General features: G+C 39.4%; 12 protein-coding genes and 1 riboswitch. Of the genes, 11 read left to right on the forward strand and 1 reads right to left on the reverse strand.

The window, feature by feature from the left end:
* Positions 1–167: 167 nt before the first annotated feature.
* Positions 168–1,037, reverse strand: coding sequence for a LysR family transcriptional regulator (locus tag BN6559_RS14840; RefSeq protein ID WP_110955448.1), 870 nt, complete (start codon positions 1,035–1,037; stop codon positions 168–170).
* A gap of 315 nt (positions 1,038–1,352) precedes the next feature.
* On the opposite strand from BN6559_RS14840, the gene BN6559_RS14845 reads away from it, so the two are divergent.
* The 11 genes from BN6559_RS14845 to BN6559_RS14895 all read left to right on the forward strand — a co-directional run bounded on the left by BN6559_RS14845 (position 1,353) and on the right by BN6559_RS14895 (position 13,129).
* Positions 1,353–2,279 carry a DMT family transporter gene (locus tag BN6559_RS14845; protein ID WP_110955449.1) on the forward strand — a complete coding sequence of 309 codons (927 nt, stop codon included), beginning with the start codon at positions 1,353–1,355 and terminating at the stop codon, positions 2,277–2,279.
* Between the two features lie 156 nt (positions 2,280–2,435).
* On the forward strand, positions 2,436–3,350 hold the full coding sequence (yddG, locus tag BN6559_RS14850; RefSeq protein WP_199884041.1) for an aromatic amino acid DMT transporter YddG: 915 nt from the start codon (positions 2,436–2,438) through the stop codon (positions 3,348–3,350).
* A gap of 213 nt (positions 3,351–3,563) precedes the next feature.
* A riboswitch (cobalamin riboswitch) is annotated at positions 3,564–3,746 on the forward strand.
* Between the two features lie 270 nt (positions 3,747–4,016).
* Positions 4,017–6,206 carry a TonB-dependent receptor gene (locus tag BN6559_RS14855; RefSeq protein WP_199884042.1) on the forward strand — a complete coding sequence of 730 codons (2,190 nt, stop codon included), beginning with the start codon at positions 4,017–4,019 and terminating at the stop codon, positions 6,204–6,206.
* Between the two features lie 14 nt (positions 6,207–6,220).
* Entirely contained in the window at positions 6,221–7,801 is a 1,581-nt protein-coding gene (locus BN6559_RS14860; protein WP_199884043.1) for an ABC transporter substrate-binding protein, read from the forward strand.
* A complete protein-coding gene (locus BN6559_RS14865) occupies positions 7,798–8,745 on the forward strand; it encodes an ABC transporter permease (RefSeq protein ID WP_199884044.1) in 948 nt (315 codons plus the stop codon). Before BN6559_RS14860 ends, BN6559_RS14865 begins: the two co-directional genes overlap by 4 nt.
* The gene (locus tag BN6559_RS14870; protein ID WP_199884045.1) at positions 8,742–9,575 is read left to right on the forward strand and encodes an ABC transporter permease; all 834 of its coding nucleotides are present in this window, start codon (positions 8,742–8,744) and stop codon (positions 9,573–9,575) included. The genes BN6559_RS14865 and BN6559_RS14870 overlap by 4 nt, the downstream gene beginning before the upstream one ends.
* Complete coding sequence (locus tag BN6559_RS14875; protein WP_110955452.1) at positions 9,569–10,516, forward strand: ABC transporter ATP-binding protein; 948 nt, start codon at positions 9,569–9,571, stop codon at positions 10,514–10,516. Before BN6559_RS14870 ends, BN6559_RS14875 begins: the two co-directional genes overlap by 7 nt.
* Positions 10,509–11,198: an ABC transporter ATP-binding protein gene (locus tag BN6559_RS14880; RefSeq protein ID WP_110955453.1), complete on the forward strand. Its 690-nt coding sequence runs from the start codon at positions 10,509–10,511 to the stop codon at positions 11,196–11,198. The genes BN6559_RS14875 and BN6559_RS14880 overlap by 8 nt, the downstream gene beginning before the upstream one ends.
* A 246-nt stretch (positions 11,199–11,444) precedes the next feature.
* Complete coding sequence (gpmA, locus tag BN6559_RS14885) at positions 11,445–12,146, forward strand: 2,3-diphosphoglycerate-dependent phosphoglycerate mutase (RefSeq protein WP_110955454.1); 702 nt, start codon at positions 11,445–11,447, stop codon at positions 12,144–12,146.
* Positions 12,147–12,275: 129 nt separating this feature from the next.
* Positions 12,276–12,701, forward strand: coding sequence for a desulfoferrodoxin family protein (locus BN6559_RS14890; RefSeq protein ID WP_110955455.1), 426 nt, complete (start codon positions 12,276–12,278; stop codon positions 12,699–12,701).
* 200 nt (positions 12,702–12,901) lie between these two features.
* Positions 12,902–13,129 (forward strand): alpha/beta-type small acid-soluble spore protein, encoded by a 228-nt coding sequence (locus BN6559_RS14895; protein ID WP_110955456.1) that lies wholly within the window; start codon positions 12,902–12,904, stop codon positions 13,127–13,129.
* Positions 13,130–13,313: the final 184 nt, after the last annotated feature.

Genomic DNA, 13,313 nt, shown 5'->3' on the forward strand with positions numbered 1-13,313 from the left:
TGTAATTAGAAGAGCGTAACATATAAATTCATATGTTACGCTTTATATTTTTCACCTATAATTTTGATTTTGTAATACGATTGTTTGATATATGAAATGAAAGTAGCTGCCAATTATCTCTATGGGGAGGGCTGATGAAATAGTGTTGTCCCTTTGTAGCTGACTTTTCAACGAGTTAATTGATCTGTAGCGAACTTGATAAATCGTTTAACTGCCGGAGTTGCATTTTCTAATGATGGAAGTGCAATGCCTAATGTAATCTTCTGTGGAGGAATCAGCGGTAATTTTACAACATCACATTGCCAATTGCGCGTGATTAGTTCATTCATAATACTCATCCCTAATCCTTGTTCAATCATTGCCATAGCAGCAAAATTTTCTAACGTAGAAAATTGAATGCTTGGATTTAAATTGTTATTTTCAAATAATGAGACGACGTCAATATCACGTCCGAGTGCTGGCATGATAAAACGTTCATACTCGCAATTTTGAAGCGGGTATGCCGATTCTGCGGCGAGAGGATGTGTTTTCGGCAATACGGCTAGCATTTGATCTTCAGCAAGTGGTAGCCAATCGTAAGGCATTGGGTCTTTGTAACTCAGAAAGGCTACATCGGCAATTTTTTCATCCAGCCATTTCGTCACTTCCTGTCGTATTCCTTCCATCAGTTTGATTTTAATTTGCGGATAATCCTCTTGAAATTTGCGGATAACGCTTGGCAGCCAGTGTGTTGCAATACTAGAGTAGGCAGCGATTGTAATGCTGCCTATTAGAAGACCATTCATTTCTGCTGCAAGCTGATAGATACGATTTTCCTGCAAAAGAAATTCTCGTACAACAGGTAAAAGTTTTTCTCCATTTTCAGTTGGGATCACCCCTTTTTTATTTCGTCGTAACAAAGAAAAACCTAGTTCATTTTCAAAAGCACTGACGAGTTGACTCACACCAGACGGGGTATAATTTAGAACTTCCGCCGCCTTTGAAAAACTTCCGGCCTCTACAGCAGCTAAAAACGCTTTGCATCTCGCACTTTCCATAAGTTTCTCCTTTTAAGTTATACTATGTATAACTTATATAATTCTTAGTTTTACTTTATGATAGGCTTATTTTATACTAAGGTAGTATAAAATACAATTCATTTACTGTAGTGCATAGAAATAGGAAAGACTTTGCTGCTGAATTTGCAAAATTATTTGAATGAATTTTATAGCGAGCGTGAAATACAATTTCAATCTTTTCGCATTGTAAGATTGTAGTCTGTGGAGTCAAAAATTAAAAGATGGATTATAATAGTCGTTTCTAATATCTATAAAGATGAGTGGAAGTAGGCATAATCGGAAGGAATTATTTTTATGAAAGTATTACAAAACACGGAATTTAAGGGATATTTACAAGTTTTTATTGCCGGTGTATTATGGGGCTGCATCGGTCCTTTTATCCAGTTGATGGAGCAACAGGGTTCATCACTGGAATTTACAAGCTTTTTACGTATGGCTTTTTCTTTTCTTATTCTCGCGGTCATTACGATTGCAAAATTTGGCTTTGATTCATTTCGGGTGAGTAGGCGGACTCTTTTATTTTGTGCACTGTTAGGTCTTGTTTGCCATGGAATCTGTAATATAATTTATAGTAAAGCCGTTATCTTAACTGGTGTGACGGTGAGTGCTGTTTTGATGAATAGTGCCCCGGTATTTACAACGGTGGCTTCTTACTTTTTATTCCGTGAAAAAATCACATGGATAAAATTTGCGGCGATGATTGTAAATATTGTCGGGTGTACGTTTGCTGCGACTGGCGGAAAGTTTGATCTTATGCTTTTATCGCTGTTCGGAGTTTTGTGTGGGATAGGATCTGGCTTTTGTTATGGAATGACGGCAATTATCGGAAAATTTGCTGGGGAGAAATGCAATGCCTATGTTATCAGCACGTATAGCTATTTGTTTGCCGCGGTCTTCCTCGTTATTTTTATGAATCCTTTAGAAAATCCCGCTGTTTTGAATAAGAGTGTACTTTGGTTAGGTTTTTTCTATGCTTTGATACCAACAGCGATTGCATATCTTATCTATTATCAAGGGTTGCAAAAAATTACAGAGAGCAGCAAGGTGCCTGTAATCGCGTCCGTTGAAGCCGTTGCTGCGGCAGTACTTGGGGTTGCGATTTTTAAGGAGCAGTTAAATGCAGCGAATATCATCGGTATTTTTCTGGTAATAGGTTCTATCATATTGATGAATTATAGAATTCGTCCGCAAATAAACAATGATATCAAGGCAGATATGTAAATCACAGTCATTTTAATAAAGTGGTGTTGCAAGTCAGTCTCATATTGATTAAACTACAAGTACCTTTTATTGGAATTCGTCCATAGATTGTCGGAGTATGCATTGAAGCTGGAATGGTATTATTTTTTACACATGAACAAAAAGGGGATTATATGGATGAACATAGGAGCTAAAAATAATGCCACCGCTATTGGGTTAATTGCGATCGTGCTTTGGAGCACAATGGTTGGTTTAATTCATAGCATAAGTGAGATGCTTGATCCACTTGGCGGTATTGCGCTGATTTATACATTTGCTTCGGCTCTTCTTCTCGTTACCTTAGGCGTGCCCAAAATAAAAACTTTTTCTCGGAGCTATTTGTTGTTTGGCGGTTTTTTATTTATGGCGTATGAGATATCGTTTGCGCTGGCGATTGGGTATGCAAATACAGGGACGCAGGCAATTGAAGTCAATATTATAAATTATTTGTGGCCTTGCCTTACAATCGTATTCGCTATCATTTTTAACAAGCAGAAATTCACATTTTTGCTTATTCCCGGACTGCTTCTTTCTTTTCTTGGTGTTTGTTGGACCTTGGGAGGCGAGAAAGGCTTAGATTTAAGTGTGATGATGAGCAATATAAAAAGTAACCCGTTTAGCTACGTTTTAGCGTTTGCAGGCGCTTTTATTTGGGCTGGATACTGTACTGTAACAAATAGGTTGTCGGAGGGAAAAAACGAAATTGTAGTGTTCTTTATCCTTATTACTGTTGTTTTATGGGGGAAGTTCTTTATGAGTGGAGTTTCACTTAACCTTAGCATGCATGCAATATTTTATGCATTGATGGCAGGCTGTGCAGTAGGATTTGGGTATGCTGCCTGGAATTTTGGTATTTTATATGGCGATATTACAATACTTGCGAGTGCATCATACTTCACACCGATCGTATCATCGTTATTATCTTCAGTGCTATTGCATGCACCACTTTCTTTTTCTTTTTGGCAAGGTGTGGTGATGGTATGTTTGGGCTCCGTTTTGTGCTGGCAGGCGACGAAAGAGCAGATAGCAAAAGATAAAGTTTGTTCTTCATAATGATTTATCATTTAATTCATAAAGAAGACAAAACTCTAATTTCTTTTAAGATGCAGTTGGGTTTTTTATTTTGAGTTAATTATATTGCTGAAGTATGTTTTTTGATAAAAATGCATAATGAATGCGCCTACATGTCGGATCAGGGAAATTTTTAGCGAAAATCATTGACAATAAAATTTGTCAATGCTATCATAATATCGAAATATGGAAAAGATTATATGAGTTGAAGCAGGTGTCCGAAAGGACTTAATAGGGAAGTCTGATGTAAGGTCAGCGCGGTCCCGCCACTGTAACAGGGAGTGAATCCGTAAAAATGCCACTGGAGCAAAAGCTTTGGGAAGGTGCGGAGAAACGATGAACTGGAGCCAGGAGAACTGCCTGTTTAGCAATCACCGTTAGCATTCATGTATGGATGCTTGTACCTGCGAGCGATGGGGAGGAGATTTGATACCATCTAGATTTGTTTTGGTGGAGTAGATTTTCTTCGGCTTGTTTTATAAGCCGATTTTTTATTTATTTGCTGAAAAATTTTTATATGAGTGTGCAAAATCTGCCTGCGCTTTGCAGGCAGATTTTTTTCGTATCGAAGAAAAGTTAGATAAAGATTGGTGTGGAGATATTGTGCTCTTTGTTTATATGAATGAAGGGACAAATCAAGGAGGAAAAATGAGAAAATTAACAAAAAAAGCTACTTGGGGAGTCCTTTCAGGATTTATTTTTATGGCAAACGGAGTGAATTTACCAGTTGGTTTGGCTGCGGAGGCAGTTGTACAAGAAGAAAGTTCAACAGAGGAAAACAAGGCAATGCCGGAGTATGATTTTGATGAAATTGTTGTAACGGGAGAAAGGGAAACTTATGCAGGAGGCTTTCTTGCTAAAACTGGTTCAGTGGGATTCCTTGGCGAAAAAGATGTCATGGATACACCGTTTACGGTTGCCTTTTTATCAGAAAAGACCATCGAAACTTTTGGCGATCCAACCCAGCCTTTAGATAGTGTATTGGCTAATACACCATCGATTCGGCAGTCGGGTAGTGTGCTGCATAATGATTTCACATTTCGTGGATTTCGAGCGAATGGAACAAGCACCTACGTCAATGGCGTTCCCGGTATTTGGACACAGTTTAATGCACCGACGCATGTAGCTGAAAAAGTTGAAATTGTTTCTGGCCCCAACAGTGGAATTAGCGGCACTGGCACGCAATATGAATCGGATACGGCTGGCGGACTTGTTAATTTTGTTACGAAAAAAGCTGGTGATGAACCGCTCAATCGTTATACACAAACTTTCTCTGGAAAAGGTCTCTTCGGTGAATATTATGATTTTGGCCGCAGGTTCGGAAAAGATAAAGAATGGGGAATTCGTGTCAACACTGAGAACTTGAATGGACAGACAAGTATCAGTAATGAACGGATTAAAGCCAAGAGTATCTATCTTGATCTTGATCATGTCGATGAAAAAAGCAAAACAAATTTATTTGCCGGTTATCGGGATATCGATATTTTAAATGGACAGAGATGGTTTAAGCTGGGGTCCAATGTAACGAAAATGCCGAGCGTTCCTGATGCGAGTAAAAATTATTCGTTTGATGGTATGGCGAAAGCGTCCTATGGCTGGAGTGCTACGCTGAATCATGAACAAATTTTAAATGCGCATTGGAAAGCATTTTTAAATGGCGGCGTGATGCGTAATAAATTAAATAAAAATGTTATGTATCAGAACAGTGCAGTGACCTTGATCAATGATTTAGGGGATTTTTCTATTAATACACAGAGTACAACTACGCCGCAGAAAGCTTATTATTTACAAACGGGTGTCATGGGGAATTTCAAAACCGGTGAGGTGGATCATACATTGACCATTGCAGCCGATCAAGCATGGCGCAATCGTGATGCAGCAAAAAATGTTAAAACCTATACCATTGGTAAAGGTAATATTTATACAGGTTTAGACCAAACACAGGATGTGAATGTAGCGTATGAAAGTGCGCTTTCAAATAAGACAAGAATCAAGGGCTGGTCAGTCGTGGATTCCATGGATTATAAAAAGATGAATGTGTTAGTAGGTTTACATAGACATGATGCTGAGGTGAATGCCTATAACACAGCGACAGGAAAGTTGTCTTCTCGTGTAGAAAGTGATGCGTATTCTCCAACGTATGCGATATCGTATCAACCGATTGATCATGTATCTTTTTATGCAAGTCACTCAGAAAATTTTGATGCGGGTACGGTTGTTGGTTCTACTTATAAGAATGCTGGGGAAATTTTATCTCCGAATAAAACCAAACAAAATGAGGTTGGTATCAAATATTTGAATAAGAGTACTTTAACGACGTTGAGTGCTTTTGATATTAAACAGACAAATAATATTGATGTCACGAAAAACGGCGCAACGTATTATGAACAGGATGGGGAAGTTCGTCATAAAGGGGTAGAAATGACAGTCAGTCATGATTTTGCACCGAAATGGAGTGTAATGGGCGGACTTTCTTACTTGGATGCTAAATATGTCCAGACTGCAAAAGGCCAATATGATGGAATACAAGAATCCGGCAGAGGAAAATGGAGTGCTGTGGGCGTCTTAAAATACGCTGCCAGCGATACGGTCGATGTGATTGGCAGGGTGATGTATACAGGAAAAAGTCCGGTGATGTATGAACGTCTTTGGGCACCGTCTTATACCGTTTTTGATCTTGGCGTTGGTTACAAAACCAAGGTTATGGGATCGCCGGCGAAAATTAATCTGATGTGCTATAACTTATTTAATAAAGAATATTGGATGATTGCGCGCGGTGATAATCTTTATTTATCTACCCCTAGGACAGTTTCTTTAAGTATGACACTTGATTTATGAGGTAAATAAATTGAATGTGGGTTGCACAGATGACAATGCGAACAGATAAATTTTTGGTGGGCTTACTGATCTTGGTCAGCATGATGTTTAACAGTGGATGCGATCAAAATAGGAATGGGGCAAACGAGATTTTAGTTGATGGGGATGTTGTGGTGTTGGCCGCAAATCGTCATCTTGCCCCAGGGGAGAAGGATGGCTATTACTGCAGTAAAATTCTGCAGGTTTGGGAGCCTCTTATTACCAATCATGAAGTGACCGGTAAACCAGAACCGGGTTTAGCGGAACGTTGGGAAATGAAAGAAGCGGGCAAGGTTTGGCAGTTTAGTCTACGAAAAGATGTTTATTTTCATGATGGAACAAAATTTAATGCCGATGCAGTGCTTAAAAATTTTGAACGGATGCAAAAAGGTCTCAAAAAATCGAATTTCTATGCAATGGACATCAATACTTTTTATCCGGGCCTGGTAAAATACGAAAAAATAGATGAATATACAATTCAGTTGACCTTTAGCACGCAAAATGTGGATCAATTATATCATATGATGAATTTTGGCAGTGCGATGTACAGCCCGGCCTGCTTTGATGAACAGGGGAATTTCCGTGAACCGGCGATAGGGACAGGGCCGTTTAAAATAAAGGAAAATGTGGCGCATCAATATGTTTTGCTTGAACGAAATGAACAGTATTACGGAACCTTGGCGAAGTCGAAACAGATTTTAATTAAAAACATTCCAAGTCCCGAGGTGCGGTATTCTGCGTTGAAGGCGGAAGAAATTATGGGCGTTTTGGATTTGAATGCAATTCCCCCCGTTTTAGCTGAAGAAATCCGTCAAGATGATCGGTTTGCTGTTTCTGTCAGTAAGTCGATGATGACACGATTTCTGTTAGTGAATGGGTCAAAGTTTCCTTTTCAGGATGTAAGGATGCGCAGAGCGCTTAGTTTAGCAATCGATCGGCAGGCATTGGTTAGTTCTTTGTATTTGAACTATGCCAAGCCAACCGTAAACATGATTAACTATACAAGTCCTTTTTATAAGGAACTTCGTGTGGAGCATGATCTTGAGCAAGCAAGAGCTTTAGTGGAGCAGGTGTTGAAAGGGAAAAGGTATACATTGCTGTATTGTATTGATGGAGCCGATCCACTGCAAAAGGGTGAAGCGGAATTAATTGCCTATTGGCTTGATCAGATTGGTCTGGATGTAAAGATTCAGGCGTTAGAATATTCGACAATGCAGGCGAAATTGCGGCGGGGGGAATATGATATCGCAAGGTCGCAGCAAGGGTTACCGAATGGAAATCCATATTTTATCTTCAATGCTTTTATGATGCCGCAGGGTGCTCGCAATGTGGGGAGTTCACTAGGGTATAAAAATCAGGAAGTAATAGACCTGATGGATGAAGTCAAACAATGTGTTTCAGAGTCTAAGCGCCAGAAAATCTTTGATCGGTTACAGGAGATTTCTGCCGAGGAGCTGCCGATTGTGCCGCTTTTTCAAGATATGAATATTGTGGCCTATCATAAACGCTTGCAAGGTTATAGAGCGCAGACCTATGGAATTACATTGTCTGATATTGAAGTAAAAAGAGGAGAATGATGGTTGGATTTATTATAAAAAGAATTTTGTCAGTGCTCCCTGTTTTATTGGGGATTAGTTTTATCGCATTTGGAATGACTTTCTTGGCACCCGGAGATCCTGCGGAATTGGTACTAGATCAAAGTGAAATTTATTTTCCTAGTGCAGAACAAGTGGAGGCGTTAAGGATAGAACTAGGTTTAGATAAACCTTGGTATGTGCAGTATTTTCATTGGCTGCAGCAGGCAATGCACGGGAATCTGGGAACGTCTTACCGAACGGGAAATGAAGTGCTTGCAGAGTTGCAGGGGCGTTTGCCGATTACCTTGGTTTTGGCGTTTATGGCGCTTATTTTATCCGGTGCTGGTGGTATTGGACTGGGATTTTTCAGTGTTGTGAAAAGAGGAACCTTATTAGATAAAATGCTGCAAAGCGGTCTTGATTTTTTGTTATCGATGCCTAGTTTTTTGATGGCATTGCTTTTTATTTTAGTTGTTGGTGAATTTCTGCGAATTTTACCAACAAACGGAGTCGAAGGATTTGACGGATATTTTTTACCGGCGGTATCCCTATCCTTTTCTACATTGGCTATGGTGGCGCGTCTTACAAAAAATAAGCTGCTAGAGGAATTAGGGAAGACGTATTGTCTGGTTGCATTGGCGCATGGGATCAGCACAAGGCGTATCATCTTTTTTTATGCTTTGCCTAATGCGATTTTTCCGGTATTGGCACTTTTGGGGAATTTCTTCGGCGGTGTTTTGGGCGGTACAGTCGTGATTGAAACGATTTTTTCTCTGCATGGCATTGGTTCGCTGGCTTTAGAAGCGATTAAATTTAGGGATTATCCACTGTTGCAAGGCTATGTTTTGTTTACGGGCTGTACCTTTGTTTTTGTATCCTTAGGTATTGATTTGTTGTTATATTGTCTGAATCCAAAAGTGAAATTTGAGGATCATGTAGGATGAAAATGAAGAAAACTTATGATGGGACGCTTAGATTTGCAGTCTTTATTTTGGCGTTAATTCTAGTGTCAGGGATAATGGCACCATGGATTGCGCCGTATAATCCATTTCAGCCGGATCTATTACAACGACTTCAGCCGCCGAATATGAATCACTGGTTTGGGACTGATGTATTAGGTCGGGATTTGTTTAGCAGAATTTTGTATGGAAGTCGTTATACGATTTCGTTGGCACTGCTGCTAAGTTTGCTGCCTTTGATAGTAGGGACATTGTTGGGAACACTTGCCGGATATTATGGCAAAAAGGTAGATGCTTTGGTGATGCTATGCAGCAATATTTTTCAGGGGATTCCTTCTACCTGTTTTATGGTTGCAATTGTGGGCTTTCTAGGACCGAGTTTGGGGAGTTTACTACTGGCTTTCGTGCTTACTTCATGGGTAAGCTTATCACGTATTGTCAGGGTAGAAGTGGTGAAGATGAAAGAAGAAGCTTTTATTGAAGGGTTGATTTGCATCGGGTGTAGTGATTTTCGCATCTTATTTTTTCATATATTGCCTAACATTTTTCATAGTTTGTTGATTTTGGGAACCCTGCGTCTTGGCAGAAGCGTTTTATCTTTGGCGGGGTTGAGCTTTTTGGGGTTAGGTGTTCAGCCGCCCACGCCAGATTGGAGTGTCATGGTTAGCGATGCTATTTTATATTATCGGAGTTATCCGCATTTAATTCTGATACCGGGATGCTGCATTTTTTTACTTGTCTATTCTATTAATGTGATTGGTGAAGCCTTGCGAAATAGGTTGGATGTTCGAGCAAATGAGGTGAGGAAATGGTAACAGTTTCGAATCCAGCCGATTTTAAGGTGGAGCAGCTGCATGTGGCATTTCATGTACAGGCAGGGATTGTGCAAGTAATTGAGGATTTAAGTATATGTTTTAAGTATGGAAAAACAACGGGGATTATCGGCGAAAGCGGCTGTGGAAAATCTGTCGTAGGTTTGGCTCTGTTTGGCCTATTGCCGCAGTATGCAAAAGTAAAAGGGCATATCTATTACGAAGGGTTAGATGTGTTATCTGCTCCTTTTAGCAAAGTACAATCTTATCTAGGCAGAGAATGGGGCGTGATCCCACAATCGCCAACGGAAGCCTTGAATCCCGTGCGAAATATAAAAAAACAGTTTGATGATATTGGTCAAAATGCAGGGCATGGGACTTTTTCTAAACAGGAAGTATGTGATATTTTAGGTTTGTTTGGGCTGCAGGATGGTGCGCGCATACTGAAGGCATATCCGCATGAATTAAGCGGAGGGATGTTGCAGCGTGTTTTGTGTGCAATGGCAGTATGTTGTAATCCAGCCTGGGTGCTTGCGGATGAACCGACGAAGGGGTTAGATCGGGAATCCTTTGCTGCTGTTTATCAAAATTTACAAAAATTGAAAACCTTAAAAACCAAAAGTATGATGATCATTACCCATGATTTGGACTTGGTAAAGGTTTTATGCGATGAAGTCGTTGTCATGTACGCGGGTGAAATTGTTGAAATAAACGATACTTTATTAAGAAACCCGTTGCATCCGTATACACAAGCTTTTTTAAAGGCTTTACCTGAAAATGGTTTCCAACCGATGCATGGTAGGAGCCCGGAATTAAATGAGCATATCATTGGCTGTAAATTCGCTGCAAGATGTGCGGCTGCTAGCAAACGATGCCAGGAAGAACATCCGGAGCTATACGAAATTGATGCAGTCAATAAGGTGAGGTGCTTCTTATATGCTTGAAGCTAGGTGTATTACAAAGTATCGTTTGGATCGGGCGGAAAATAAACGAATCAAAATATTGGATCAATGCAGTTTAAAATTAAGAGAAGGACGAGCTTTGGGGCTTATGGGGAAAAGTGGCTGTGGAAAAAGCACTTTAGCGAAAATTTTGTTGGGTTTGCTTGCTGTGGATACAGGAGACGTTCTTTTTGATGGAGTCTCCTATCGGACGTTTCATCGTGCACAGTGGAAAAACTTTAGAAAAAAAGTGCAGTTTATATCCCAATCGCCAGAGACTTTTTTTGACCCGCGACTTACTTTGGAAACTAGCCTGCGGGAACCGTTTATTGTGCATGGATTGAAGCAAAGGGAAGTATGGAATGAAAGTATTGCATACTATTTGTCGCTTGTTAAACTTCATGAAACAGTGCTGGAACGTTATCCACATCAGCTCAGCGGCGGTGAAATTCAACGCTTAAGTATTTGTCGGGCACTTTTATTGGAGCCGGAGGTTTTGATATTGGATGAACCAACCTCCATGCTGGATCTATCTGTACAAGCGCAGATTTTACAGTTGCTAAGAGATCTGTTTAAAGAAAGGAAACTAACCTGTCTGTTTATTTCACATGATCAGGCCGTTCTTGAATGGATTTGTGATGAGATAGAGTATTTGGAGGATGGGAGAATTTGTCCATCCATTTGAAGAATATAAAGATAAAAAAAGAAAAAGAGAAAACTTCAATTGATGGTGATCGTCAGTTGGAGTTTTATTTTATAAATTTGTTTTATCATGTATGATTTTGGCAGGGGTTTTTGATCTTGTGGGGAAATGTAAAGATAGAGAAATCTATTTGAAAATTTATGAAGCGTAGTGATAAGGAAGAAAGTTTTTTATTTGAATTGAGGGGTTATAATAAAACGAATCTTAAAATAGAGGGAAGATGAAAAGATGAAAAAAATAGTTTTTATCAGACACGGCGAAAGTGTCTGGAATAAGAAAAATTTATTTACTGGCTGGACCGATGTTGATCTGACAGAAAAAGGAGTTGCTGATGCCAGAAATGCCGGCAAGATTTTACGGCAGGGAGGGTTTTTATTTTACATAGCATATACATCTTCACTAAAACGGGCGATTAAAACCTTACATCATGTTTTGGATACAATGGATTTGTTATGGATTACTGAGTATAAAACGTGGGTACTCAATGAACGGCATTATGGTGCTTTACAGGGGCTGAATAAGGCGGAAACTGCTGAGAAATATGGTGCTGATCAGGTGAAAATCTGGCGTAGAAGCTATGATGTGAAACCGCCGCAATTAGATGAGGAAAAAGCACAAGAACAGGCGCAAGAAGAAAAATATAGAAACGTTTCTCCTGCATTATTGCCAAGAGGGGAAAATCTCAAAGAAACAGTGACGCGTGTTGTTCCGTTTTGGCAGGATACGATTGTTCCCTTGCTGCAGCAAGATAAAAAGATTATTATTGCTGCGCACGGCAATAGTCTGCGAGCTTTAGTGAAATATATTGATAAGGTACCGGATGACGAGATTGTCAACTTGGAGATACCGACAGGCGTTCCCTTGGTTTATGAATTTGATGATGAATTGCAGCCATTGAAACATTATTATCTGCAAAACAGTGTTCAATAGACGAGCAAAATCTAGCATAAAGTTCGTCTTAAAAATAAATAGATTGACAAATATGTATAGAATATATTAGATTTAAATTATGCAGACTAGCATTATATTTCTCATGTTCTATGAAAAGGAGGCGTTATTATGGCTAAAAATTTGGAGATTTACAGATGTTCTGATTGTGGGTATATGTTAGAGGTTGTTGATTCGAGGAAAAAGAATGCCGAATCTCATACGCATACGTGTGATGACGCGATAAGTTGTTGTGGGAAAGCAATGGAATTGTTGGAAGCCAATACTGTAGAGGCTTCAGCAGAAAAACATCTGCCTGTGGCTGCTTTTGAGGAAGACCATAAATTGGTTGTGAAAGTTGGCAGTGTTCCGCACCCAATGATTGCTGAACATTATATTCAATGGGTTTGTCTTGTTTATGGTGAAACTACACAAAGAATTAAGCTTGAAGCTGGTCAAGCGCCAGAGGCAACTTTCAGTGTAGGCGACGTGAATGAGGTAGATATATATGAATATTGCAATCTGCACGGTCTTTGGAAAAGCACCATTAAAAAATAGTAGAAAATATAGGTCGTTCGTAACTAGAGCGTTAAAAGAACGAATTATAATTTAGATAGGGTTATCTGATCATAGAGCATGTACAAAATTCGAGAATGACTTGAATTGTATATGCTCTATTTGTTTATTTTTAGTACAGCTCACATATCTAAAATAGGTTTGGTAAAACTATAGATATCAACCGATTGGAGGAATGAAAAATGAATGAGAAATATCAAGCAGCGGATGGCTTAGATTCATCAATGCCGGATAAACATGAGGTTGCTAAAGAGCTGGGAATACCACTCGATCAAGGCTATAATGGAGATTTGACGACCAAAGATGTGGGGCGAATTGGCGGTAGAATGGGCGGCAAGATTGGCGGACAAAAGGTAAGAAAGATGATCCAAGCAGCAGAAGCCGAGATGGCAAAAGAGGATATGCATTAGAATTTGGATGCGGTTTACTTTGTTTGATACGTTCATTATAAAAACTAGGGCATGTGCATGATGCAAGAACAACTTGGAATGCGCATACTCTAGTTTTTTTTTTATGGTTGATTCATAATAGAGATGGACAAGACATAAACATCTTAAAGTCTACGATAAGAATAGGTGTAAATTTGGAATGTTT

The sequence above is a fragment of the Massilibacillus massiliensis genome, from assembly GCF_900086705.1.
GTDB lineage: Bacteria > Bacillota > Negativicutes > FLKF01 > FLKF01 > Massilibacillus > Massilibacillus massiliensis.

Coding starts and splice junctions, on each gene's coding strand:
- BN6559_RS14840 (WP_110955448.1), bottom strand. CDS start 1,037: ATGGAAAGTGCGAGATGCAAAGCGTTTTTAGCTGCTGTAGAGGCCGGA.
- BN6559_RS14845 (WP_110955449.1), top strand. CDS start 1,353: ATGAAAGTATTACAAAACACGGAATTTAAGGGATATTTACAAGTTTTT.
- yddG (WP_199884041.1), top strand. CDS start 2,436: ATGAACATAGGAGCTAAAAATAATGCCACCGCTATTGGGTTAATTGCG.
- BN6559_RS14855 (WP_199884042.1), top strand. CDS start 4,017: ATGAGAAAATTAACAAAAAAAGCTACTTGGGGAGTCCTTTCAGGATTT.
- BN6559_RS14860 (WP_199884043.1), top strand. CDS start 6,221: ATGTGGGTTGCACAGATGACAATGCGAACAGATAAATTTTTGGTGGGC.
- BN6559_RS14865 (WP_199884044.1), top strand. CDS start 7,798: ATGATGGTTGGATTTATTATAAAAAGAATTTTGTCAGTGCTCCCTGTT.
- BN6559_RS14870 (WP_199884045.1), top strand. CDS start 8,742: ATGAAAATGAAGAAAACTTATGATGGGACGCTTAGATTTGCAGTCTTT.
- BN6559_RS14875 (WP_110955452.1), top strand. CDS start 9,569: ATGGTAACAGTTTCGAATCCAGCCGATTTTAAGGTGGAGCAGCTGCAT.
- BN6559_RS14880 (WP_110955453.1), top strand. CDS start 10,509: ATGCTTGAAGCTAGGTGTATTACAAAGTATCGTTTGGATCGGGCGGAA.
- gpmA (WP_110955454.1), top strand. CDS start 11,445: ATGAAAAAAATAGTTTTTATCAGACACGGCGAAAGTGTCTGGAATAAG.
- BN6559_RS14890 (WP_110955455.1), top strand. CDS start 12,276: ATGGCTAAAAATTTGGAGATTTACAGATGTTCTGATTGTGGGTATATG.
- BN6559_RS14895 (WP_110955456.1), top strand. CDS start 12,902: ATGAATGAGAAATATCAAGCAGCGGATGGCTTAGATTCATCAATGCCG.